Annotated in this window: 22 protein-coding genes and 1 pseudogene; 7 read left to right on the forward strand and 16 right to left on the reverse strand. The window is 57.6% G+C overall.

The window, feature by feature from the left end:
* Positions 1-30: 30 nt before the first annotated feature.
* The 14 genes from BY454_RS07980 to dnaE all read right to left on the reverse strand — a co-directional run bounded on the left by BY454_RS07980 (position 31) and on the right by dnaE (position 16,315).
* Positions 31-807 carry a peptidoglycan DD-metalloendopeptidase family protein gene (locus BY454_RS07980; protein ID WP_104416163.1) on the reverse strand — a complete coding sequence of 259 codons (777 nt, stop codon included), beginning with the start codon at positions 805-807 and terminating at the stop codon, positions 31-33.
* 238 nt (positions 808-1,045) lie between these two features.
* Complete coding sequence (locus tag BY454_RS07985; RefSeq protein WP_374953542.1) at positions 1,046-1,954, reverse strand: DUF368 domain-containing protein; 909 nt, start codon at positions 1,952-1,954, stop codon at positions 1,046-1,048.
* Between the two features lie 68 nt (positions 1,955-2,022).
* Positions 2,023-2,679 carry a protein-L-isoaspartate(D-aspartate) O-methyltransferase gene (locus tag BY454_RS07990; RefSeq protein ID WP_104416165.1) on the reverse strand — a complete coding sequence of 219 codons (657 nt, stop codon included), beginning with the start codon at positions 2,677-2,679 and terminating at the stop codon, positions 2,023-2,025.
* A complete protein-coding gene (gene surE / locus BY454_RS07995) occupies positions 2,663-3,442 on the reverse strand; it encodes a 5'/3'-nucleotidase SurE (protein WP_104416166.1) in 780 nt (259 codons plus the stop codon). The genes BY454_RS07990 and surE overlap by 17 nt, the downstream gene beginning before the upstream one ends.
* A 17-nt stretch (positions 3,443-3,459) precedes the next feature.
* Positions 3,460-4,521, reverse strand: coding sequence for a tRNA pseudouridine(13) synthase TruD (gene truD, locus BY454_RS08000; protein ID WP_104416167.1), 1,062 nt, complete (start codon positions 4,519-4,521; stop codon positions 3,460-3,462).
* Positions 4,518-4,997, reverse strand: coding sequence for a 2-C-methyl-D-erythritol 2,4-cyclodiphosphate synthase (gene ispF, locus BY454_RS08005; protein ID WP_104416168.1), 480 nt, complete (start codon positions 4,995-4,997; stop codon positions 4,518-4,520). The genes truD and ispF overlap by 4 nt, the downstream gene beginning before the upstream one ends.
* 38 nt (positions 4,998-5,035) lie before the next feature.
* Positions 5,036-5,737 (reverse strand): 2-C-methyl-D-erythritol 4-phosphate cytidylyltransferase, encoded by a 702-nt coding sequence (gene ispD, locus BY454_RS08010; RefSeq protein WP_104416169.1) that lies wholly within the window; start codon positions 5,735-5,737, stop codon positions 5,036-5,038.
* A 144-nt stretch (positions 5,738-5,881) separates the two neighbouring features.
* Positions 5,882-6,154, reverse strand: a complete 273-nt coding sequence (locus tag BY454_RS08015) for a septum formation initiator family protein (protein ID WP_104416170.1) — start codon at positions 6,152-6,154, stop codon at positions 5,882-5,884.
* Between the two features lie 196 nt (positions 6,155-6,350).
* Positions 6,351-7,646: a phosphopyruvate hydratase gene (gene eno, locus BY454_RS08020; protein WP_104416171.1), complete on the reverse strand. Its 1,296-nt coding sequence runs from the start codon at positions 7,644-7,646 to the stop codon at positions 6,351-6,353.
* A gap of 218 nt (positions 7,647-7,864) precedes the next feature.
* Positions 7,865-8,710: a 3-deoxy-8-phosphooctulonate synthase gene (gene kdsA / locus BY454_RS08025; RefSeq protein ID WP_104416172.1), complete on the reverse strand. Its 846-nt coding sequence runs from the start codon at positions 8,708-8,710 to the stop codon at positions 7,865-7,867.
* Positions 8,711-8,713: 3 nt separating this feature from the next.
* Positions 8,714-10,342 carry a CTP synthase gene (locus BY454_RS08030; protein WP_104425551.1) on the reverse strand — a complete coding sequence of 543 codons (1,629 nt, stop codon included), beginning with the start codon at positions 10,340-10,342 and terminating at the stop codon, positions 8,714-8,716.
* Between the two features lie 88 nt (positions 10,343-10,430).
* A complete protein-coding gene (gene tilS, locus BY454_RS08035) occupies positions 10,431-11,771 on the reverse strand; it encodes a tRNA lysidine(34) synthetase TilS (protein ID WP_104416174.1) in 1,341 nt (446 codons plus the stop codon).
* Positions 11,755-12,708 carry an acetyl-CoA carboxylase carboxyl transferase subunit alpha gene (gene accA / locus BY454_RS08040; protein ID WP_104416175.1) on the reverse strand — a complete coding sequence of 318 codons (954 nt, stop codon included), beginning with the start codon at positions 12,706-12,708 and terminating at the stop codon, positions 11,755-11,757. The genes tilS and accA overlap by 17 nt, the downstream gene beginning before the upstream one ends.
* Before the next feature lie 124 nt (positions 12,709-12,832).
* The gene (gene dnaE / locus BY454_RS08045; RefSeq protein ID WP_104416176.1) at positions 12,833-16,315 is read right to left on the reverse strand and encodes a DNA polymerase III subunit alpha; all 3,483 of its coding nucleotides are present in this window, start codon (positions 16,313-16,315) and stop codon (positions 12,833-12,835) included.
* A gap of 138 nt (positions 16,316-16,453) precedes the next feature.
* Here dnaE and arsC point away from each other — a divergent pair, with 138 nt between their 5' ends.
* Together arsC and BY454_RS08055 are read left to right on the forward strand one after the other, a co-directional pair.
* Complete coding sequence (gene arsC / locus BY454_RS08050) at positions 16,454-16,807, forward strand: arsenate reductase (glutaredoxin) (RefSeq protein WP_104416177.1); 354 nt, start codon at positions 16,454-16,456, stop codon at positions 16,805-16,807.
* 35 nt (positions 16,808-16,842) lie between these two features.
* Positions 16,843-17,202, forward strand: a complete 360-nt coding sequence (locus BY454_RS08055; RefSeq protein ID WP_104416178.1) for a DUF2069 domain-containing protein — start codon at positions 16,843-16,845, stop codon at positions 17,200-17,202.
* A gap of 10 nt (positions 17,203-17,212) precedes the next feature.
* Here the strand turns inward: BY454_RS08055 and BY454_RS08060 are convergent, their stop codons facing one another.
* Both BY454_RS08060 and smrA read right to left on the reverse strand, forming a co-directional pair.
* On the reverse strand, positions 17,213-18,178 hold the full coding sequence (locus BY454_RS08060; protein ID WP_258075596.1) for a DUF3080 domain-containing protein: 966 nt from the start codon (positions 18,176-18,178) through the stop codon (positions 17,213-17,215).
* 105 nt (positions 18,179-18,283) lie between these two features.
* Positions 18,284-18,865, reverse strand: coding sequence for a DNA endonuclease SmrA (gene smrA / locus BY454_RS08065; RefSeq protein WP_104416183.1), 582 nt, complete (start codon positions 18,863-18,865; stop codon positions 18,284-18,286).
* Positions 18,866-19,054: 189 nt separating this feature from the next.
* Between smrA and BY454_RS08070 the strand changes: the two are divergent.
* From BY454_RS08070 to BY454_RS08090, 5 genes and pseudogenes are all read left to right on the forward strand, one after another.
* Positions 19,055-20,968: pseudogene (locus BY454_RS08070) on the forward strand (putative nucleotidyltransferase substrate binding domain-containing protein).
* Positions 20,969-20,984: 16 nt separating this feature from the next.
* Positions 20,985-21,695, forward strand: coding sequence for a 3'-5' exonuclease (locus tag BY454_RS08075; RefSeq protein ID WP_104417564.1), 711 nt, complete (start codon positions 20,985-20,987; stop codon positions 21,693-21,695).
* A gap of 190 nt (positions 21,696-21,885) precedes the next feature.
* Positions 21,886-22,149 carry a DUF4212 domain-containing protein gene (locus tag BY454_RS08080; protein ID WP_104425552.1) on the forward strand — a complete coding sequence of 88 codons (264 nt, stop codon included), beginning with the start codon at positions 21,886-21,888 and terminating at the stop codon, positions 22,147-22,149.
* A 6-nt stretch (positions 22,150-22,155) separates the two neighbouring features.
* A complete protein-coding gene (locus BY454_RS08085; protein WP_104417566.1) occupies positions 22,156-23,922 on the forward strand; it encodes a sodium:solute symporter family protein in 1,767 nt (588 codons plus the stop codon).
* Between the two features lie 104 nt (positions 23,923-24,026).
* A complete protein-coding gene (locus tag BY454_RS08090; RefSeq protein WP_104417567.1) occupies positions 24,027-24,533 on the forward strand; it encodes a hypothetical protein in 507 nt (168 codons plus the stop codon).
* Positions 24,534-24,537: the final 4 nt, after the last annotated feature.

Below are 24,537 nucleotides of genomic sequence, written 5' to 3' on the forward strand. Positions count from 1 at the left end.
CCTTGCTCGGAACGTCCTGTTTTCCGAGTTTCAGCGCCTTGGGAGGTAGCGGGAGGGGTTCACCGGGTTGCCATTCTTACGAATCTCAAAATGCAACATCGGCTTATCTGTGCCCGTACTGCCTAACTCGGCAATTACCTGTCCGGCTTTTACGTCTTCTCCCTCTTGCACCAGAATTTTCCGATTATGGGCATATGCACTGAGATAGTGCTCGCTATGGTTCACGATAATCAGGTTACCGTACCCTAACAGCCCGTTTCCGGCATAAACAACACTGCCTTTCGCAGCCACCTTTACGGGGTCACCGGCATTTCCGGCAATATCAATACCCTTATTGACTTTCCCGGATGTTGAAAAACCTGCAATTACAGTGCCACCGTGCGGCCACTGCCAGTCGATGTCGGAAGCCACTGGCGTATGGCTTGTTACCGGTTCACGCGAAGATTGTCTCGTCTCCGTTCGCCTCGAAGTTGTCGATTTCGGGCGGGATGACGACACGCTCGCCGTGCGTCGTACAGAGCCTTTTTTGTCCAGACGCAACACCTGTCCCGGATGAATGGTCCAGGGAGGCTCCAACCCGTTGGCGTCCCCCAGCTCGCGGTAGTCGCGGCCATAACGCCAGGCAATGCCGTACAGGGTTTCCCCCTTTTTGACGACATGGCTTCCCCAATACACCGGTGGGTTATAAAGATGATCCTGATAGATGGCACTGGTGTTACAGCCACCAAGAAAAGCAACAAAGAGCAGAATAAGCGCTGGAGCTCGCCAGCAGCGCGGCGTGAAACGCCGCTGGTGTAGAGGAGTCACCGCGGCCGGCGTCCTGGGGGGCAAGACTGATGAATAACGGCCTGTGAAAAGAGTCACGTATAAAAATTGCCTGATTATGATAAATCCATCTAAGAAACTGCCTGGCTACCCTGCAATTTCTCACGTTTCAGGACTAATTTCCTAATAGGTTGTCTACATCGTAATACCGGTAACGGTAACCAACTGACCCCAGCTGTTACCTCTGGGAACAGTCACCCTTGCCTCCGGTAACACTTGCTCATTTTGTAATCGAGCCGCTGGAAATATTGTGCGACCGTCGACCTACCATATCCAGTATCACCACCAACGCAAACCCTGAAAAGGCCATGGCAACAGCGAGAAATACCTGAGCATCCTGTTGGTACAGGGCGGTCCAGGTTTCAGGACTGACGGGCATCTGACTCACTGGCACCTGCTCCCCGGCGCTGTTCGTGCGCCAGGTCAGTGTTTCCTGCCAGGGCCAGACCTTGGTCAGGGCTCCCAGCATAAAACCGGTCAGCACCGCCAATACCGTGTCGTGGAAATGCCGGAATGCCAGGGTAATAAGCTTGGCAGCCGACAGCAGGCCAGCCACACATCCCACGAGGAATAACCCAAGGTGCACGACCTGAAAATCCTTGATCGCGACCAGAATGGGCTCGTACATGCCAATGATCAGTAACAGGAAACTACCTGACACGCCCGGAAGAATCATCGCGCAGATGGCCAATGCCCCGGCTCCCAGGAAGGTAAGGCCTGTAGGCGCGAGTTCCGAAGCCGGCAGGGTGGTGACCCACCAGGCAACCGCTATACCCACGACCAGGGGAATCAGCAGTGCTGGCGAGAATCGCCGAACCTGCAGACCAATGTGGCCTACCGACGCCAGGATCAGCCCGAAGAAAAAGCTCCAGATGAGCACGGTGTGCTCAGCCAGCAACCAGGTAATCAACGACGCCAGTGAGACAACGCTGGTCAGAATGCCCGCCAGCAGTGTCACCAGGAAATTGCCATCAATGGCCCGCCAGAAGCCGGACAACTGGCCCTTTAGGAGGTGGCGGAAAAATGCACCAGGCGCAGCGCTGATCGCTTCAAGCAAACGAAAATAAACGCCGGTGATGAAAGCGATGGTGCCACCGGACACGCCGGGGACGATATCGGCAGCCCCCATGGCCATGCCCCTCAAAAACACGGTCACAGGGTGCCGGTTAGAAGGAGAAACTAGATGGGGGTCGGACATCAGCGAATTACCCCGGCCAACAATGGCACAAAGCGCACAGGCTCCAGCTCCCGGCGCTCAAAATGCTGGCCTCGACGCACCACTTCCACCAACACTTGCTGTTCCTCCCCCACCGGGGCAATTAAAACCCCACCGTCTGCCAACTGGTCAAGCAGCTCCCGGGGCACATCCACGGGTGCGGCGGTCACAATTATGCCGTCAAATGGCCCACGCTCAGGCCAGCCCATGCCGCCATCCGCGTGCTTGAGCAACACGTTGCGCATCTGCAGCTGTCGCAGCCGGTCCCGCGCCCGGTCCTGCAACGGACGGATACGCTCAACGCTGTAAATACGCGGAAACAGGTGCGCAAGTACAGCAGTCTGGTAGCCCGATCCTGTGCCCAGTTCCAACACATTCTCCGGGCCGTGGGCCAGGAGCAATTCAGTCATTCGGGCAACAATGTAGGGTTGGGACAGGGTCTGGTTATGGCCAATGGGCAGAGAGGTATCTTCGTAGGCACGATGAGCCAGGGCTTCATCCAGAAAAATGTGGCGGGGCACCTGGGCAACGGCGTCCAGAACCGGTTCGGACTGGATGCCGGCGTCCCTCAAACGCTGCACCAGGCGCATTCTGGTGCGCCTGGAGGTCATCCCGATACCTTCAAGCATCGCTGTCATGATGTCCCTCCAGGCCGGTCAATCCGTCTACCCAGTCCCGGAGAGTGCCCAGGGCTTCGTGACGGGTCATATCCGTGTGTACCGGCGTTACCGACACATAGCCCTCACGCACCGCATGAAAATCCGTGCCAGGGCCAGCATCTCCACCCTGCCCAGCAGCACCAATCCAGTAGCGTTTCTTGCCTCGCGGGCAGGTCATGGGCACGGCACCTTCGGCACATTCTCGATGCCCCAGCCGGGTCACGCGCACACCCTGGAGCTCTTCCCAGGGCACATCCGGGACATTGACGTTCAGGATCGAGCGGGGCCCCAGGGACAGGGCCAGACGGTTTTCCAGCAACATGCGAACAACCCGGGCCGCCGTTTCATAATGAAAATGGCCGTCGTTCACCAGTGATACCGCAATCGCCGGCAGGCCCAGATGACGACCTTCTGTCGCTGCGGCCACGGTACCGGAATAGATAATGTCGTCCCCCAGGTTGGCGTGGGTATTGATGCCGGATACCACGCGATCAAAGGGCTGATCAAAAAGGCCGTTCACAGCGAGGTGGACGCAATCGGTCGGGGTGCCGTCGATGGAATGGAAGCCGTTAGGGTGTGTTTCCACCGTGAGTGGCCGGTTCAGGGTCAGCGAGTTACTGGCCCCGCTGTGGTCCCGGTCGGGAGCCACCACTTCCAGCTCACCGACACCCTGTAGCCCTTCGTACAGGGCCACCAGCCCAGGTGAATGCACGCCATCATCATTGGACAACAAAATTCGCACAGTGCTCTCCACTAGCCTTATTGTTTATTATTGCGGCCGAGGCTCATGTCCTCGAGCTCGAAAATATCGGCAAGAATCGTTGTGGCGTACTGGCCGGGCAACAAAAAGAACGTCAAAGACAAGGCGCTGCCATCTTCCAACCATTGCCAGGACAAGGATTCCGGGCGGGTAACCAAAGCCCGACGCTCCGGTTTCATGCGGGTTGCCTTGAACAAATGGGCCAGTTCAGGGTGGGCATCGACAATATCTCGCTCCATTGAGCCCTGCTCTCCGGTGGCCGTAGTACCACCATCCCCCCACAACGGACCGGTCGGCAAGCAATCCTGTGGAGAGGGTTCCCCGGGCAATACGGTGAGCCAGTTTCCCTCTTCAACTCTTGCCGCCAGCACCTCATTGAACAACCACGAACGTGCCGCCGAAAAATACAATACGTTTTTCGAAGCGTTTCTGCCACCGCGCCCACGCTTTCGGTTCAGGCGCGTCGGGTCCAGATTCACGGCCCGGTCCAGATTCCCGCCACCAAAACCAAAACGCTGGGGGCCGAAGTAGTTAGGAGCACCCCGCTCCCGGAGTTCCGTTAAGGCCTGATCGAGAGCCGACCGGTCAGCACTAACGTCTCGCAAAATCAGCTCAAAGCCATTCCCCTGATGGTCCCCCGGCCGAAGTTTACGGGCATGACGTCGGCTGGCCAGCACGGGCCAGCGAGCGGCAATAGCCTCCAACAACGCCTGATCCTCGCCCTCCTGTCCTGGCCGGTACAGGCTGAACCACTGGACAGTCACTGCATGACGGTCTTTCAGGCCACAGAATCCCACTTCGTAATGCCGGCAACCGGCCATCGCCGCCAATTCCCGGGCCACGTACTCAGTATTGTCACCGTTTTTCTCGAGACGCACGCACAGGTGCTCCCCCGCCCCCGCGGCCGTTTCATTAGCTTCTGGGTTCGCATCTTCCGGCCACAAGTATTCCGTTACCCGAAAATCTTCCGGTTGGACCTTCAGCTTGGCCGAGCCCACGCGATGGCCTCCCGAAACCGGCCAATCCAGACGCCACTGTGTCCCGGACTCTGTTGAACTCATGACTTTACCGGCTCCAGCAGGCACACCGCCTGGCAGGCAATACCCTCACCCCGACCGGTAAAACCAAGTTTTTCGGTAGTCGTTGCCTTCACACTAACCCGATCAACGGCAATCCCCAGATCCTCGGCAATGTTCAGGCGCATGGTTTCAACATGGGGCGCCATTTTCGGGGCCTGGGCGATGATCGTGGTGTCCACATTCACCACCGAATGGCCTTCCTCAAACACCCGTTGAACCACATGGCGCAACAACACCCGACTGTCTGCCCCGGCCCACTCATCGCTGGTATCCGGGAAAAGATGCCCGATATCGCCAAGCGCCGCCGCCCCAAGCAGGGCATCCGCCAGGGCATGCAACAACACATCACCATCCGAGTGCGCCTTGAGTCCCTGCTCATGGGGAATCTCCACGCCTCCGAGAATGACTGAGCTGCCTTCACAAAAGGCGTGGACATCAAAGCCCTGACCAATACGCATTCGCGCCTCCGAAAACTGAATTCATGTGCGGATGGTGATTACTGACGACCAAGGATGAACTCCGCCAGCCCCAGATCTGAGGGCACCGTGATCTTGATATTGTCCGGCCGCCCCTCCACTAGAACCGGCATATTACCGGAAAACTCCATAGCCGAGGACTCATCGGTGACCGGCTGCCCGTCAGCCAGGCACTCGGCCAGCGCTTGCCTGAGCGCGCCAAAACGAAACATCTGCGGCGTCAACGCCCGCCACAACCGGCTACGATCCACGGTCAACTCCACAGAAGGCGGCTGCTCACCACCGGCCTGCTTCAACGTATCCGCCACCGGTGCCGCCAGCAGGCCACCCACCGGATGCTCCGCCAGCGAATCGATCAGGTTGGCAAGATCGTGAGGATGCAGACACGGCCGCGCCGCATCATGCACCAGCACCCAGTCCTTATCAGCAGCCTGCCCGTCCAACGCATCCAGTGCCGCCAGCACCGAATCCGCCCGCTCCGCGCCACCGGTACAGGTCTGAACCCGTTCATCCCGAGCCGACTCACTGTCCGGCCACCAGTGATCACGAGGGTTCAACGGCACCATACAGCCATCAAATTGGCCATTATCCAGAAGACGGGAGAGCGTGATATCGAGAATAAAGCGATTATGAAGCTTGAGATACTGCTTGGGGCATTCGGCCCGCATACGCTGGCCAATGCCGGCGGCGGGGACAATTAACCAGAATCTGGGATTTACCATAGGAGGGCCTGCACAAAGCTTGAAGAGTGGCGGGGTCGTCCTTTCCAGGACTGTCTGTGGCCATGGATGGCCACAGTCAAGCGTACAGGGAAGTACTCGCAGCGTGTCCTGGAAAGGACGACCCCGACGCTCTGGATGCCAGTATCAGTTTTCAACCACCAGGAAAAACGTCTCGTCCTCACGAATCAACCCAAGGTTCATCCGCGCCCGCTCTTCCACAGCCCCCTGCTCATTGCGAAGATTCCGCACCTCCGCATACAGCCGCTCATTACGGGCCGCTAGCTGGTCATTCTCTGCACGCTGCTCGGCCACCGCTTCCTCCAACGACCACACCTGGGCAAAACTGCCCTCCCCTGCCCACAGGCGCGCCTGTAGCATCAGAGTCACTATGATCAGAATGGCCCAAAGAGTTTTCATTCCGAGTCCGCACAGAAAACAATCAATTTAAGGGTGTTGCTGAAGGCTAAGTATAGACCTTAGAGTAAATTAACAACAACTTTCAGTAACCCACTGTTTAAAAAGGCCATCGAGCACCGGACTCTCCGATACGCGATGGCCTTTACAGTCTGGCCGGCCAAAACCGGGCCGACCAAGCGGTTACTTAAGGCGGATGTTAACCCTGGCCTTTGATTTCAACCAGACCACGATACGGTGCCTTACCGTCCAGCGCTTCTTCAATACGCAGCAACTGGTTGTACTTGGCGACGCGGTCAGAGCGGCACAGAGAGCCGGTCTTGATCTGGCCGGCGCAGGTGGCGACCGCGAGATCAGCGATGGTGGTGTCTTCGGTTTCACCAGAGCGGTGGGAGATCACAGCGGTGTAGCCGGCATCCTGGGCCATCTTGATGGCGTCGAGGGTTTCGGTCAGGCTGCCGATCTGGTTGAACTTGATCAGGATGGAGTTGCCCACACCCTTCTCAATGCCTTCCTTGAGAATGCGGGTGTTAGTCACGAACAGGTCGTCGCCCACCAGCTGGACCTTGCTGCCCAGCTTGTCGGTCAGCACTTTCCAGCCGTCCCAGTCGCTCTCGTCCATGCCATCTTCAATGGAGACAATCGGGAAGCGGTCACACAGGCCTGACAGGTAATCGGCGAAGCCTTCGGAATCAAAGCTCTTGCCTTCACCAGACAGCTGGTACTGACCGTCTTTGTAGAATTCGGAGGAAGCGCAGTCCAGGGCCAGGGTGACGTCTTTGCCCAGCTCGTAGCCGGCGTCTTCGACCGCCTGTTTGATGGCCGCCAGGGCCGCTTCGTTGGAGGGCAGGTTCGGCGCAAAGCCACCTTCGTCGCCCACGGCGGTGTTCAGGCCCTGGGCCTTGAGTACTTTTTTCAGGCTATGGAAGATCTCCGCACCTACGCGCAGGGCTTCGGCGAAGCTCTTCACTGCAACCGGCTGGACCATGAATTCCTGGATGTCGACGTTGTTGTCGGCGTGTTCACCACCGTTCAGGATGTTCATCATCGGTACCGGCATGGAGAATTTGCCGGAGGTGCCATTTACATCGGCGATGTGCTCATACAGGGGCTTGCCCAGAGAATCTGCAGCCGCTTTGGCGGCGGCCAGGGAGACGGCCAGGATGGCGTTGGCGCCCAGGTTGGCCTTGTTGTCGGTACCGTCCAGGTCGATCATGATCTGGTCGAGGCTGCGCTGGTCGGCGGAGTCTTTACCCAACAGAGCCTCGCGGATCTGGCCATTGATTGCGTCAACCGCTTTGCGGACACCTTTGCCCAGGTAACGGGATTTGTCACCATCACGCAGTTCCAGCGCTTCGCGGGAACCGGTGGATGCGCCTGAAGGGGCGCAGGCGCGGCCCAGGGTACCGTCTTCCAGGATAACGTCGGCTTCAACGGTGGGATTACCGCGTGAATCCAGTACCTCACGGCCTTTGATGTTGGCAATCTTGGTCATGCGAAAATGTCTCCAGATTTTCTTTATCTAAACGCTATGGTGGCTATAAATCAGTGCAAGAGCGATCAACTGGAAAGGCTTTGCGAAAACCGCTACGAGCACATCCATGTGCGCTTCTCTCAGGCCATCCATGGCCTTCGAAATTTTCGCAAAGCCTTTCCAGTCGCCCGCGCCCGAGCTTTTCAGTCTGCGATCTCTTTAAACACCAACACCGCCAATCAGGCGGTGTCGATGGGTTTGAAACTTTTCACCAGGTCGTCCACGGCTTTTACCCGTTCCAGGAACGGTTCCAGCTGGCTCAAACGGAGGGCACAGGGGCCGTCGCATTTGGCCTGGTCCGGGTCCGGATGGGCTTCCAGGAAGAGGCCCGCCAGTCCCTGGGACATACCGGCCAGCGCCAGATCCGTGACCTGGGCGCGGCGGCCGCCGGCGGAATCCGCCCGGCCACCCGGCATTTGCAGGGAGTGGGTGACGTCAAAGAACACCGGCACGTTCATCTGTTTCATGATGCCGAAGCCCAGCATGTCCACTACCAGGTTGTTGTAACCGAAGCTGCTGCCCCGCTCACACAGGATCACCTTATCGTTGCCGGCTTCTTCGCACTTCTTGATGATGTGCTTCATTTCCTGGGGTGCCAGGAACTGGGCCTTTTTGATGTTGATGACGGCGCCGGTTTCGGCCATGGCCACGACCAAGTCGGTCTGTCGGCTCAGGAAAGCGGGCAACTGGATAATGTCACAGACTTCCGCCGCTGGCCTGGCCTGCGCGGGTTCGTGAACATCCGAGATAATCGGCACGTCGAACTTGTCTTTGATATCGGCCAGGATCTGCAGGCCTTTCTCGAGGCCGGGGCCACGGAAGGAATGCACCGATGACCGGTTGGCCTTGTCAAAAGAGGCCTTGAATACGTAGGGGATGCCGAGCTTACCGCACACATCCACGTATTTTTCCGCCACTTCGAAGGCCAAGTCCCGAGATTCGAGGACGTTCATGCCCCCAAAGAGCACGAACGGGCGATCATTGGCGATCTCGATTCCAGAGACGTTCAAATTACTCTGAGCCATGGATCAAGCCCCTTTTTTAGAAGCCAACGCAGCTTCTACAAAGCCACGGAACAGCGGATGGCCATCACGCGGCGTGGAGGTGAATTCCGGGTGGAACTGGCAAGCAACGAACCAGGGATGTTCCGGCGCTTCAATCACTTCCACCAACTTACCATCACCGGAACGGCCGGAGATGATCAGGCCAGCGTCTTTCAGGTTCGGCAGGAAGTGGTTGTTCACTTCGTAGCGATGACGGTGCCGTTCACGGATGGTTTTCTTGCCGTAGCAGCCCGCGATGGTGGAACCTTCAGACAGTACGCAGTCCTGAGCGCCCAGACGCATGGTGCCACCCAGGTCGGATTCTTCGGTGCGCTCTTCGCGCTCGCCACTGGCGTCGAGCCATTCGGTGATCAGGCCAACCACCGGCTCGGGGGTATGCTCGCGGAATTCGGTGCTGTGGGCATCCTTCAGACCCGCCACGTTGCGGGCGTACTCAATGACAGCCACCTGCATACCCAGGCAGATACCCAGATAAGGCACCTTGTTTTCACGAGCGTACTGAACGGTGCTGATCTTGCCTTCGACACCGCGCTCGCCAAAGCCACCCGGTACCAGGATGGCATCAGCGGATTTCAGGGCATCGGTGCCATTCTGCTCGATGTCTTCGGAGTCGATGTAATTGATGTTGACCTTGGTGCGGGTCTTGATGCCGGCATGCAACAGAGACTCGATCAATGACTTGTACGCGTCGAGCAGTTCCATGTACTTGCCGACCATGGCGATGGTGACTTCGTTCTCCGGGTTCATCAGAGCATCTACTACACCGTCCCACTCCGACAGGTTGGCCGGGTTGGCATCGAGATTGAATCGATCGATGACCAGTTGATCCAGCCCGTATTCGTGCAACATCCGAGGAATCGCATAGATGGACTTGGCATCCTTCATCGGGATGACGGCCCGCTCTTCGACGTTGGTGAACAGAGCAATCTTCCGGCGGGAACTGGCATCCACTTCATGCTCGGAGCGACACAGCAGGATGTCCGGCTGCAAGCCGATAGAACGCATTTCCTTTACCGAATGCTGGGTCGGCTTGGTCTTGATTTCGCCCGCAGTGGCAATGTACGGAACCAGTGTCAGGTGCATGAACAGGGCACGCTGGGGACCCACTTCAACCTTCAACTGACGGCAGGCTTCCAGGAACGGCAGGGATTCGATGTCGCCCACGGTGCCGCCAATCTCGATCAGGGCCACGTCCACACCGGCTGCGCCTTCAACCACACGACGTTTGATTTCGTCAGTGATATGCGGAATCACCTGAACGGTACCACCGAGGTAGTCGCCACGGCGTTCCTTGCGAATCACCTCTTCGTAGACTCGACCGGTGGTGAAGTTGTTGCGGCGGGTCATCCTGGTGCGGGTGAATCGCTCGTAGTGGCCAAGATCCAGGTCGGTTTCAGCGCCGTCCTCGGTGACAAAGACTTCACCGTGCTGGAACGGGCTCATGGTGCCGGGGTCTACGTTGATGTAGGGATCCAGCTTGAGAATGGTGACCTTTAGGCCGCGTGCCTCGAGGATAGCTGCCAGCGAGGCGGACGCAATGCCTTTCCCCAAAGAAGACACAACACCGCCGGTGACGAAAATATAACGCGTCATGCAGATTCCATGATTATCTGGTTCGGTAAAGGAGGGAGATTGTTCATCTCAAGATGGGTCGCCAGACTACCAGAAAGCCCCCTTCTACTCAATCAAAATCCCTCGCCACAATCAGCCGCCAGCCGGCGGCAGGAGCGCTTCCCGAGTATCGGTCAGAACACCACAAATTGCCAATCGCGATCAGCTCCTCACTGCTCCGTGAAACCTCGAAAACCAGCGGCAGCGCGGCCCGCTCCCAGGGTGGCACGCCCTGCTCCTGCAGCCAGGTTTTCAAGGCACGTGACGGCCCACCGGCATTCGGCCGGACCCGTTCACCACCTCGCCTCGTAGATACCCTTATTGTCGGCACCCCGCTGCTCGAGGTAACGGAGCCCGGCACAAGGGAAAGCTGCCAGTCGCCCCACTGCAATGGCTGACCGGGAACCAGGACTCGAGACGTTTGCGGCAATTCCCGCTCCGGCACCAGGTAAAGACGGGACCGGTATCGGCGAATACAAAAGCCATCTCCCCGAATTTCTGGCGCACGGTCATCAGCAGCCTCGACCAGTTCGGACACAACCTGGTCCCAACAGGACAACCCGGGAACAGCGTAACCACGAGCATGGATCCACCAACGCAACAGGTTACGTCGCTCCAATCGCCCAAGAGTCCGGAATGCATCAAGGTTCAGGCGCACACCATCCTCGGCGCATTGCTGCCACTGCAACTCAGCCAACCGCCGATTCAACTGATCACTCTCTGCGCAGGCGCGGGCGCTACTGGCCACCCGCTGCAGCAGGCCCGGCCAACGCTGCTTCAGGCCCGGCAGGATGCTGTGGCGCAAATAATTCCGGTCATACTCCTGGCTTGCGTTACTGGGGTCTTCCTGCCAGCACAGCTGATTTTGCCTGGCAACTTCCTGCAGCCGATCGCGACTGATACCGAGCCAGGGACGCAGCAGTTGCCCAGCACCCAGGGCTCTGTTTTTTGGCATGCCGGCCAGCCCACGGATGCCGGAGCCACGCAACAGGCGAAACAGGACCGTCTCCACCTGGTCGTCACCGTGATGGGCCATCAACAGAAGATCCCCGCGCCCCTGCAAGCGATGAAAGACCTCATAACGAGCATGGCGGGCCGCCTCTTCAACACCCGTTTCCGCATCCCGGCCCACGGCAACGGTCACGCGCTCCACCACAATCGGAATCGACAGGGTGGCGCAAACGGCCCGGCAGAAATCTTCGGTTTCTTCGTGGTTAGGCTGAAGCTGGTGATTGACGTGAACGGCGATCACATCGGGATGACAGGCTGCAACGGCGCGCAGGAGCAATAGAGAGTCCAGGCCGCCGCTGAAGGCGACCCGGAGAGTCTGGTATTCGGGAAGGGAACGCACTGGCCCAAGCAGATCGTCGGGCCAGTCAATATCCGGAGCGGCGTTACCGCCCGTTTTCATACTTGGTCAGGCGCTCGTAACGACGGGCGATCAGGTCGTCCATCGACAGGCGGCCAAGCTCTTCCAGGCTTTGAACCAGACGGGCTTTCAGGCTTTCGGCCATTTCCTCGGGGTTCCGGTGTGCACCACCCATAGGTTCCTTGATGACGTTATCAGCCACACCAAGCTCTTTCAGGCGTTCAGCGGTTACACCCATGGCTTCCGCCGCCTGGGAGGCGTAGTCGGCGCTCTTCCACAGGATGGAAGCACAACCTTCCGGCGAGATAACCGCATAGGTGGAGTACTGAAGCATGTTCAGCTCATCGCCCACGCCGATAGCCAGCGCACCACCGGAACCGCCTTCGCCAATCACGTTACAGATGATCGGTGTCTTCAGGCGCGACATTACCGCCAGGTTGAAGGCAATAGCCTCACTCTGACCACGCTCTTCGGCGCCGATGCCGGGATACGCGCCCGGGGTGTCGATAAAGGTCAGAATCGGCATATTGAAACGCTCGGCCATTTCCATCAGGCGCAGGGCCTTGCGGTAGCCTTCCGGGCGCGGCATGCCGAAGTTACGGCGAACCTTCTCTTTCACCTCGCGACCTTTCTGATGGCCAATGACCATCACCGGCTGGTTATTCAACCGAGCGGTGCCACCAATGATCGCCAGATCGTCGGCGTAGCGGCGGTCGCCGTGAAGTTCGTCGAAATCCTCGAACATCATCTCGATGTAATCCCGGGTATAGGGCCGGCGCGGATGACGGGCCAAACGAGCAACGTCCCAGGATTTGAGGTCCGAAAAGATGCTCTCAGTCAGGCTGACGCTTTTCTTTTTCAGACGGGTGATTTCATCGGTGATGTTGATGTCGGTGTCATTGCCAACCATGCGAAGCTCTTCGATTTTGGCTTCCAGGTCGGCGATCGGCTGTTCGAAATCCAGGTAGTTAGGGTTCATGATGTTCCATCATTTTGCTTGCTTGGCAGGCGCATAGCCCACCATAACCAGAATTTGAGGTAAAGATAACAGCGCCGCAACAGCAGCTAAAGCGGACATTGGTATAAGTCCACCTGAACAATCCTTAATCATAGACCAGCGCAACGGACTGATCGCCCACCAGGTGTTTCAGCTCAAACAACAGGCTGTCATCCGGTTGCACCCGCCACGATTCGCCCAGCTCGATCCGCGTGCTGGCCTGCTCCCCGCAGTACTCGATCCAGACCGGACTGCCCTCGCAACGGAACGGCTGCAGCGTCTCGCCCAGCTTATCCAGAAGGCCATTCTGCAACTGTTTTTCATGCAGGGAAAGTCGGAGTCCCCGACTGAACTGCTGACGGGCAGTAGCCACATCCATGACCGAGTTCACGCGCATTTTCATCTGCCCGGAGTAGTCATCATGACTGACCTGGCCTTCCACCACAATCACCTGGTCGGACTGTAACAGCTCCCGGTTCTCAAAAAACGCTTCGGAAAAGAGCGTTGCTTCGATACGGGCACTGCGGTCGTCCAGGGTAATGAAACACATGGTGGAGCCGGTGCGGGTTTTCATGGTGCGCTGCGCCACTACCAGCCCCGCCACCCGCTGGGGCGACTTATTGGGCTTGAGGTCGGCAATGGAGGAGCGAACGAACTGGCGCACCTCTTTTTCGTATTCATCAAACGGGTGGCCCGTCAGGTACAGCCCCAGCGTATCTTTCTCACCCTTGAGCCGCTGTTTTTCGGGCCACTCCCGCACATCGGCCACATCCACATAAGGATCTTCATCTTCTCCGCCGGCGTGGAGCATCTCACCAAACATGTCGATCATGCCGGCGGCATCGTTCTTGGATTGCTGGTCCGCCTGCTGGATGGCTTTTTCGATGCTGGCCATCAACTGAGCGCGACCGGGGCCCAGCTTGTCCATGGCACCGGAGCGAATCAGGGCCTCCAGGGCACGCTTGTTGACCTTCTTCAGGTCAATCCGGCGGCAGAAATCAAAGATATCCTCGAACGGGCCGTCTTTGGCGGCGGCCACGATACTGTCGATCGGCCCCTCACCCAGGCCCTTGATGGCGCCCAGGCCATAGACGATCTGACCATCGTCATTAACGGTAAAGGTGTAGGCGGAACGACTGACATCCGGCACGAGCAGATCCAGCCCCATGGCCCGACACTCTTCCACCAGCGTGACCACCTTGTCGGTGTTCTGCATATCGGCGGTGAGCACTGCGGCCATGAATTCGGCCGGGTAATGAGCCTTCAGCCACAGGGTCTGGTAAGACACCAGCGCGTAGGCGGCGGAGTGGGATTTGTTAAAGCCGTAGCCGGCAAACTTTTCCACCAGGTCGAAGATGTTTTCCGCCAGGGTCTTGTCGATGCCGTTTTTCTCGCAGCCATCGAGGAAGATCTGCTTCTGCTTGGCCATCTCCTCGGGCTTTTTCTTACCCATGGCCCGGCGCAACATGTCCGCGCCACCCAGGGTGTAACCGGCCATGACCTGGGCGATCTGCATGACCTGCTCCTGGTACAGGATGACGCCATAGGTGGGCTCCAGTACCGGCTTCAGGCCTTCGTACTGGTAATCCGGGTGCGGGAAGGACACCGGCTGGCGCCCGTGCTTCCGGTCGATAAAGTCGTCCACCATGCCCGACTGCAGCGGGCCGGGGCGGAACAGCGCCACCAGGGCGATCATTTCTTCCAGGGAGTCCGGCTGCAGGCGACGGATCAGGTCTTTCATGCCCCGGGATTCGAGCTGGAACACGGCGGTGGTTTCCGCCTTTTTCAGCATGTCGAACGAGGGCTTGTCGTCCAGGGGGATGGTGGCAATGTCCAGCTCCCCTTCCCCGCGCTTCTCCCGGCGCGGGTTGATCATGTTCAGGGCCCGCTTGATGATGGTGAGCGTCCGCAGGCCCAGGAAGTCAAACTTCACCAGGCCGGCGTCTTCCACGTCGCCCTTGTCGAACTGGGTCACCAGGCTGCCGCCCTCGTCGTCGCAGTACAGTGGCGAGAAGTCGGTGATCTTGGTAGGTGCGATGACCACGCCCCCGGCGTGCTTACCGGCGTTCCGGCACACCCCTTCAAGCTTGAGAGCCATTTCCCAGATTTCCTGGGCTTCCTCGTCCTGCTCCAGGAAATCCTTGAGCTGGGGCTCCTCCTCTATGGCCTTATTCAGGGTCATGCCCGGCTCGAAGGGAATCAGCTTCGATAGTTTGTCCGCCAGGCCGTAGGACTTGCCCTGCACCCGCGCCACGTCACGCACAACCGCCTTGGCGGCCATGGTTCCGAAGGTGATGATCTGGGACACCGCTTCCCGGCCGTATTTCTCGGCGGTGTATTCAATGACCCGGTCGCGGCCTTCCATGCAGAAGTCCACGTCGAAGTCTGGCATGGAAACCCGTTCCGGGTTCAGGAAGCGCTCGAACAGCAGGTCGTATGCCAGCGGGTCCAGGTCGGTGATCATCTGGGCGTAGGCCACCAGTGAACCGGCACCGGAACCCCGGCCCGGCCCCACCGGCACGCCGTTGTTCTTGGCCCACTTGATGAAGTCCATCACAATCAGGAAGTAGCCTGGAAAACCCATCTGGATAATGATATCCAGCTCGAAGTTCAGGCGCTTATAGTAGGCTTCACGCTTGGCGTCGTATTCCGGGTCGTCTTTACTCAGAGTGACAGCCAGGCGCTCTTCCAGCCCCTCTTCCGAGACTTTCCGGAAGAACTCGTCCATGGTCATTCCATCCGGGATCGGATAGTCAGGCAGGAAGTATTCACCCATGCGCACCTGTACCGAACAGCGCCGGGCGATTTCCACGGTATTTTCGACCGCCTCCGGGATGTCCGAGAACAGCTCGATCATTTCCTCGGGACTGCGCAAATATTGCTGATTACTAAACCGTCGCTCCCGGCGCGGATCGTCCAGGGTGCGGCTCTCCCCAATGCAGACGCGGGCCTCGTGAGCCTCGAAATCCTCCGCCTCAAGGAAATGCACGTCATTGGTGGCCACCACCGGCAAACCCATTTCAGCCGCCAGCTCCAGGTTCAGGTGCAGGCAGTCCTCGTCGCCGGGGCGGCCGGTGCGTTGGAGTTCCAGGTAGTAGCTATCGGGGTACAGGTCACGCCAATAGTCCGCCCGCTCCCGGGCCAGCTCCGGCTTGCCGGCCATGAGCGCCTTGCCCACATCGCCCAGTTTTGCCCCGGAAAGCACAATCAAGCCATTTGCGCGGGACTCCAGCCACTCGCGCCGGATGATGGGTTTGCCATGGTGCTGACCATCGGTATAGCCCAGGGAGATAATTTCGGTGAGGTTCAGATAGCCATCGTTATCCTTCGCCAATAAGGTCAGACGGAACGGATTGTTGGGCTCCTCCGGATTTTCCAGCCAGATGTCGGCGCCAATAACCGGCTTTACACCCGCGCCCAGCGCCGCTTTATAGAAACGTACCAGCGAGCACATGTTGGACTGCTCGGTCAGGCCAACGGCAGGCATTCCCAGCTCTGCGGCACGACTGACCAGTGGCTTTACCCGGACCAGGCCGTCGACCATGGAGTATTCGGAATGTACGCGAAGGTGTACGAAAGTTTGCGCCATAACTGGAGGCTAATCCTGCGTTTGTTCATTTCAGGCGGGCAGTTCTGTAACACCAAGAGGGTACTGCATCCTCCTGGCGCCTGTTAAACTGTCGGCTCGATTTTTATCGCCATCCATCAGAGAATGCCCGATCAGACGATGACTGAACCAACCCGCATTTACCACAATCCCCGCTGCTCAAAATCGCGCCAGACACTGGCCTTATTGAATGAGCGGGGAATTGAGCCGGAGATTATACGCTACCTGGAGACGCCGCCGACAGCTCAGGAGCTCACAGATATCCTGAACAAGTTGAGTTGCGAGCCCAGGGAGCTCATGCGCACCAAGGAAAGCGAGTATAAGAAACTGGGGCTCGACAACCCGGACCTGACCCGCGATCAACTGATTGAGGCCATGGCGCAGACTCCAAAGCTGATCGAGCGCCCCATCGTCATCAATAAGGGTAAAGCCGCCCTTGGCCGACCACCGGAAGCTGTACTCGATATTCTCTGATCCTGTCGCGCCCCGCGCAACAAAAGGAAAACCTCATGCTTCGAAATGATAAAGCACGGACGACGGCCCGAACGACGGCCGTTCTCTATGTCGCCCTGCTGGTAACCCTGGTGGCAACAACTTTTCTACCCAAGCCGGTGGAAGGCGTCTCGATCGCCCTGATGCTGGCGGTGAAACTGCTGCCCCTGCTGCCCTTTGCAATCCCGGTTTTCCGTGGCAACAACCGGGGGTACATCTGGCTGTCGTTTGTGGTGATTTTCTACTTCACCCAGTCAGTGGTCTCTGCCTGGCTCAGCCAGGGCGCCGTTGGACCGGTGATTCTGATGCTGCTGTCACTGGCCCTGTTCATCGTCGCCATGGCGCACTTGAAAGTGAATCGTCGACCGGCCGTTTAGGCCATCATGCCTAAGGCCGCAGCCCGCACTGGCCCAGTAGTTGCTGCCAGTGCCGGGTATGCCGGGCCATGGCTTCATCCAGTTCCCGCCAAAGGCTGCCCTCCGCCTGCTGTGACAGATATCGGTGATACCAATCCTGGAAAGACGCCGGCATAACCGAGCGCTGCAACGCCGCCAACTGCTGCAACCCAACAATAAGTTCATCCCGGGCGCGGCTCACCTGGCTCATATAGGGCTGTATCCTTTCGATGTAAATATTGAAAAAGAAATTCTGAGCAATATCAGACTGATTGTTGGACTTGCCGTTCAGGCACAGCGGACGTTCGCCAAGGCGGGCTTGTAGCGTTTTCGTGCCAGCATTCAGGGTTTCTATCAGCAATCGGGCACTATTGATGAGCTGGCCCGCCTTGAATTCTGCCTGCCAGCGTTGATGGATGGCGCCAAGATCGTCCAGGGAAACGTCGAGCTGCTGGTTATTCAGGGCTCGGACAATGCCGTTCAACTGGTTGAGGTCCCGCAACAGATCAGATGTGGCGCCTGCTTTTTCCTCGACGGGATAGAAGCCCTTTGACAGGGTGACCAGCCGTTCGATCTCCTCGGTTCCCCAGGTTGCATTCCAGACAGCAATCGGAAGAGCATCCCGCTTTGTCTTGATCGCCTGCACAAGTGATTCCCTAAGCTCCTCATCGTCGATTTCCGGCAGACAGTCCTCGGCGGCCCGGATAAATCGAACTTCGTACCTCAACCGGTTGACCGGCTGCATGACGCGCCCCAACACCGAGGTCTTCTCGCCCACGACAAACTGAAGCTCACAGCCATAGAGAGACAGGAAATCGAGCAAACCCAGCTCAAGCTCGGGAAGCGCAAGGAACCGCTCACGTCGGCGAGGCAGGGAATCGGCGGGCGGTAGCGGTTCGCTATCGACCTGCTCCACCTCGAGCACACGGGACAGGCGTTCAAGGTATTCGTTCATCATGGGGCGAGCTTCCGAGAAGGAATCACAGCCCGCTAAAGCCCACACAAGTATTCCGGCAACCAGGAATCTCTGCATCATGCCCTCCGATTCCATAAGGGCTACGGGTCAGTGCCCTCCGTGGATCTCACGGTTGCGTTGTTTGTCCCGGTCCCCTTTCCGAACCATTACATACACCGCACCGGTGCCGCCATGGTGTTTTTGGGCCGAATGAAAGGCCAGTACGTCGTCCAATTCCGGCAGCCACTTGGCAATATGGCTTTTGATGTGGGCAATTCGATCCGGATTACGCTCACCCTTGCCGTGGAGGATGATGACCGAGCGCAGGCCATAACGGACACAGTCATTGATGAAACCAAACACCTCCCTCCGGGCCTCTTCCACCGTCATGCGGTGCAGGTCCAGGCGGGCCTCAACCGGATATTGGCCCAGACGCAGTTTCTTGAAGACGCCATGCTGAACACCAGGACGCTGCCAGCTCAATACATCCTGGGCGGTCAGTGGTTCCACCATATCCGCCGTCAACGGGTTTCGATCCTTGACCTGCTGCTCCACCGCCGAACGCTGACGCTCAAGATGTCCAGGCGTCAGTTCGCGCGGAGTGGAGACCTCCGCCCGGTTGGGCTTTCGAATGCGTTTGACGTCCTGCATCTCTTCAAGAAACGCCAGGCGTTCATCTTTGCTGGTCATGGCACAAACTGTTTTCCGATTGACGAATATCAGAACTTTACCACCGGCGGGATTTACCATAAAGCTAATCCCTGCGACCAAAATCGTAGGGTAAAACAGGTAACCGCTGATACACTTCTGGCGGATAACAACAATGACCCGGCCGTTGGCACTCTTACCAACAGGTCGGGAAAAGGAATGGATGTCACTATGGCTGCAGCAAACCCGGAAAACACGCCGCAGAATACCCGCGCGATCATGACCTTCCTGAGGCAACACGCCCCTTTCTCCAGCATGGATGACGCCCACCTGGCGCATTTTGCGGAGCACTCACAACTCAGCTTTTATGCCGACGGCGATGTGGTGCTGTCTCCTGAAGACGGCATGGTCCAGCGCTTCTATATTGTGAAACAGGGACTGATTCGCGGCGAACGACTGAATAAAGATACCGGCCGCACCGAACCGACGTTTGAAATCTGCCCGGGTGAATGCTTCCCGCTGGCTGCGCTGGTTGGCGAGCGCCCCACGCGCACACTGCACCGCTCCGCCGGTGACACCTTCTGCCTGAGCATCGATCACGATGCCTTTGTCACCCTGTTTTCCGAGAGCGACCCCTTCCGGGATTTCTGTCTGCGAGGCGTTAGCAGCCTGCTGGATCAGGTTAATAAACGCATCCAGTCCAACGCCATGGCTTCCATCGGATCCAGCAATAGCCTGGACACGCCCCTGGATCGCTTCGCCCTGCGCAACCCCATTGTCTGTACGCCGGACATGCCGGTACGCAAAGCCGTGGCGAAAATGCATGAAGCCGATGTCGGCAGCATCATCATCACTGACGACAGCCGTCAGCCAAAGGGTATATTCACCCTTCGGGACCTGCGTACCATGGTGGCTGAAGAGAAAGCCCCTCTGGACACGCCCATCAGTCAGTTAATGACCGCCAACCCGAAATCGCTGCCTACCACAGCCGATGCGTTCGAAGCCGCGATGCTGATGGCGGAATTCCATTTTGCCCATCTGGTGGTGGTTGATGAAGAAAACCGTCTTGCCGGCGTTGTGTCCCAGAGCGACCTGTTCAGCCTGCAGCGGGTGGACCTGGTTAACCTGGCCCGGACCATCGGCACAGCGCCCAACCTGCAGGCACTAGTCAGCTTCCGCACCGACGTCTCACGGCTGGTGGACACCATGCTCGCCCACGGCGCTGATTCCGGGCAGGTGGTCAAAATCATCACCACCCTGAACGATATTACCGTTCGCCGGGTGATCGAGCTGAATCTGCGGGACAATGATCCGGGCATCCCTTTTACCTGGCTCACCTTCGGCAGCGAGGGACGACAGGAGCAGACACTGCTAACCGATCAGGACAACGGCATGTTGTTCGAAACGCCGGAAGGCATGACCGCTGACGAGGTTCGGGAAAAGCTGCTGCCATTTGCCCGCAAACTCAATGATGACCTGGCAGAGTGCGGCTTCACGCTGTGCAAGGGCAATATCATGGCCAGCAATCCCAAGCTCTGCCTGAGCGAAGAGGAATGGGACGACTGGTTCCAGCGCTTCATTGAAGCGTCGACGCCGCAGAACATCGTCTATTCCTCCATTTTCCTGGATATGCGCTCCATTTTTGGCCCCGAGGAGCCATTGCACCGCCTGCTTGAGAAAGTCCTTGAACGGATACGCAAGAATGCGCTGTTCTAGAAAATGCTGGCCGCAAACGCTTTCGAGCGAAAGCCGCCACTGACCATGTTTAATAATTTCCGCTACTTGAACGACGAAAAGAAACATTCCCTGGATCTCAAGCGCCAGGGGCTGGCACCGTTCGTTGAGGCGGTCCGGGTATTTGCGCTCGCCAACGGTGTGGAACAGGGCAACACCCTGGAACGCATGGAGGAACTGGCAAACAAGGGCGTATTCAACCCCAAGGATGCGAACGCCTGGCAGGAGGCCTACAGCCTGATCCAGGCTATCCGTATGCGAGCCCACCAGGAAATGCTCAACAACGGTGAAGAGTTGACCAATTACATTGATCCTGACGACCTCAACCCGCTCGACCGCCGGATTCTGAGAGAGTCTTTCCGTCAGGCCCAACGACTCCAGCAAAAGCTGGAAGTCACCTATCAACTATAAGGTCACCCAACCCAGCATGTTTGACTCTATAAAACAATGGCTCTCTGATCGCCGGGGAGGCTCCCTCGGCGATCACGACACAGACAACCTCCCCACGCCCAAAAGCGCGGGCGACCAGCCACTGTCAAAGTGCCGCCTGATCGTGCTGGATCTCGAAACCACTGGCCTGAACCCTCAAAAAGATGAGGTCATTGCCATTGGAGCGGTGGCCATTGAAGGCGAGGCCATCCACCTGAACGACCAGTTCGATCTCATCCTGCGCCGGCCGGACCTCGATATCCGAGAAACCGTGCTGATTCACGGCATCGGCACCGAGGCATTGACTCATGGCCACGAGACCGAGGATGCTTTGCTGCACTTGCTTGAATGGATGAACGGTGACCCTATCCTTGCGTACCATTCGGCCTTCGACCAACGGTTTCTGGAAAAGGCCCTCAAGTCACAGCTAGGATATACCGCTTCCCATCTCTGGATGGATGTGGCCGAACTGCTGCCGGCATTTTTTCCGAAAGCCGAGATCAAGGGCAAGGGACTGGACCACTGGTCGGAATATTTCGGGCTGGAAGCCAGTGAACGGCACCATGCAGCCGCTGACGCCCTGGTAACCGCGGAGCTGACACTTATCGCCCTGAACCAGGCCCAGAAAAATGACGTCAAGACACTGAAAACCCTGGTGGACAAACTGCGCTATCAGCGCCGTTTGCAGGACATGAAGCGCTTTCAGTAACACCAAGCCATTGGTCAAAAATAAGGCAAGTTATTGAGAGTTAGACTATTTGCCAATATCTATAAATTCGCCCAACGGTAAAGTCGGAGGTGACAATAAGGAGAAAAACTTACGTGAATAATAAATTCTCTAGAAATACCTCACCCAAAATCCACCCAACCTCCACAATAACAATGCAGGAGTGATGACTATGTCAGGTCACAGCTACGACGCTGAAAACTACTGGAAGGCGAATCTACGCCTTATCTTCGGGAGCCTCGTTGTTTGGTTCCTGGTGTCTTGTGGCGCCGCAATGATCTTCCGCCCTATGCTTTCGGGCATCTCCGTTGGCGGTACAGACCTCGGCTTCTGGTTCGCCCAGCAAGGCTCCATTCTTACCTTCATTGTTCTGGTTTTCTTCTATGCCTGGCGCATGAACAAGATCGATGAACAATTCGGCGTAAGCGAGGAGTAAGAACCCATGAGCCAATTTGCAATTAACATACTGTTCGTCGGGGCCTCCTTCCTGCTCTATATCGGTATCGCGATCTGGGCCAAGGCAGGTAGCACCAAGGACTTCTACGTTGCCGGTAGCGGCATTCACCCGATTACCAACGGTGTGGCAATCGGTGCGGACTGGATGTCTGCGGCATCCTTCATCTCCATGGCGGGCCTGATCGCCGCTGGTGGCTATGCCAACTCCACGTTCCTGATGGGCTGGACTGGCGGTTACGTACTGCTCGCCATGCTGCTGGCTCCGTACCTGCGGAAGTTCGGTAAGTTCACCGTTCCCGAGTTCATCGGTGATCGCTACTACAGCGATAACGCCCGTATGGTGGCCGTTATCTGTCTGATCGTGGCATCCGTGACCTACGTAATCGGTCAAATGGCCGGCGCTGGTGTTGCCTTCTCCCGCTTCCTGGAAGTTGACTCCACCATGGGCCTGATCATCGCGGCTGTTGTTATCTTCTTCTACTCAGTAATGGGTGGCATGAAGGGCATCACCTACACTCAGGTAGCTCAGTACTGCGTACTGATTGTGGCTTACACAATCCCGGCAGTATTCATCTCCCTGCAGCTGACAGGCAACCCGATTCCGGCTCTGGGCATGTTCTCCAACCACGCCGACTCCGGCATTCCGCTGCTGACCAAACTGAATCAGGTCATCATGGACCTCGGTTTCAGCAAGTATACCGCTGACGTGGACAACAAGCTGAACATGGTACTGTTCACGCTGACCCTGATGATCGGTACAGCTGGTCTGCCGCACGTAATCATCCGCTTCTTCACCGTTCGGAAGGTTACTGATGCGCGCTGGTCTGGCGGTTGGGCTCTGGTATTCATCGCCCTGCTGTACCTGACTGCTCCGGCTGTTGCTTCCATGGCTCGCCTGAACATCATGACCACCATCTACCCGGATGGCACTGACGCGGCTCCGATCCTGTACGAAGATCGTCCAAACTGGATCAAAGAGTGGGAAGTGACTGGTCTGATTCAGTTTGAAGACAAGAACAACGACGGACGCATCCAGTACTACAACGACTCCGAAGCCTTCGCGCCTGAAGCAGAAGCCCGTGGCTGGGAGGGTAACGAATTCAGCTACAACCGGGACATTCTGGTACTGGCCAACCCTGAAATCGCCAACCTTCCGGGTTGGGTTATTGGTCTGATCGCTGCCGGTGGTCTGGCTGCGGCACTGTCCACTGCGGCAGGTCTGTTGCTGGCTATCTCCTCTGCAATCAGTCATGACTTGATCAAGGGTCGCTTTAACCCGAACATCAGTGACAAAGGTGAGTTGCTCGCGGCGCGTATTTCGATGGCCGTCGCTATCGTGGTTGCGACGTATCTGGGTGCTAACCCTCCAGGCTTCGCCGCACAGGTAGTAGCACTGGCCTTCGGTATCGCGGCAGCCTCGCTGTTCCCGGCACTGATGATGGGTATCTTCTCCAAGCGGGTGAACAACGTTGGCGCCATCGCCGGCATGCTGGCTGGTCTGGTGTTCACACTGTGCTACATCTTCACCTACAAGGGCTGGCTGTTCATCCCGGGCACCAACAACCTGGCAGACACCCCGGAAAACTGGGTAATGGGTATCTCCCCGCTGTCTATCGGTGCCATTGGTGCAATCATCAACTTCGCGGTAGCCTTCGCGGTATCTCGCGCGACTGCTGAGCCGCCTCAGGAGATTCAGGAACTGGTCGAAAGCGTCCGTTACCCACGTGGTGCCGGTGCAGCTCAGGACCACTAACCTGACTAAAAGCCTGAATCATTGCATAATGATGCAGTGAAAGGTTGAACCAGACGGGCTTCCTCACCGAGGGAGCCCGTTCTTTTTTTTGAGGAAAGCATTATATGTTCTGGAACTTATTAGCCACGGTCATTTGCGGCCTGGGTGCAGCCGGCTTTGCCCTGGGGATTCGCGCGATCACCGCCAAACGCGCTCCGAAGTGGCTGATCCCCGTATTTGCCGGACTGGGCATGCTGGGCTATCTGGTGTATAGCGAATACACTTGGTTTGAACACAAAAAGTCGCTACTGCCGGAAGAGGCCGTTGTGGTATCCACCGAAGAGGAAGGCGTTTACTTCCGTCCCTGGACTTTCATTTTCCCTTACGTCACCGCATTCTCAGCCGTTGACGTCAATGGTATTAACCCGGTTCCAAACAGCGAAGGCGTGAAGCAGTTTGTCCTGTACCGGTTCGAGCAGACCTTTACGGATTCCGTGTCTCACCGGCCCCACCTGCTCAATTGCCAAACCCGGGAACTGGTTCCGCTCAGCCCCGACGGCAAGCCAAACGTTGACAGTCTCAAGGTGATATCCACCGGCGACTCTCTGTACAAGACGGTGTGTGGCTCCTGAATCC

This window comes from Marinobacter persicus, assembly GCF_002934325.1.
In the GTDB taxonomy this organism is placed as follows: Bacteria; Pseudomonadota; Gammaproteobacteria; order Pseudomonadales; family Oleiphilaceae; genus Marinobacter; species Marinobacter persicus_A.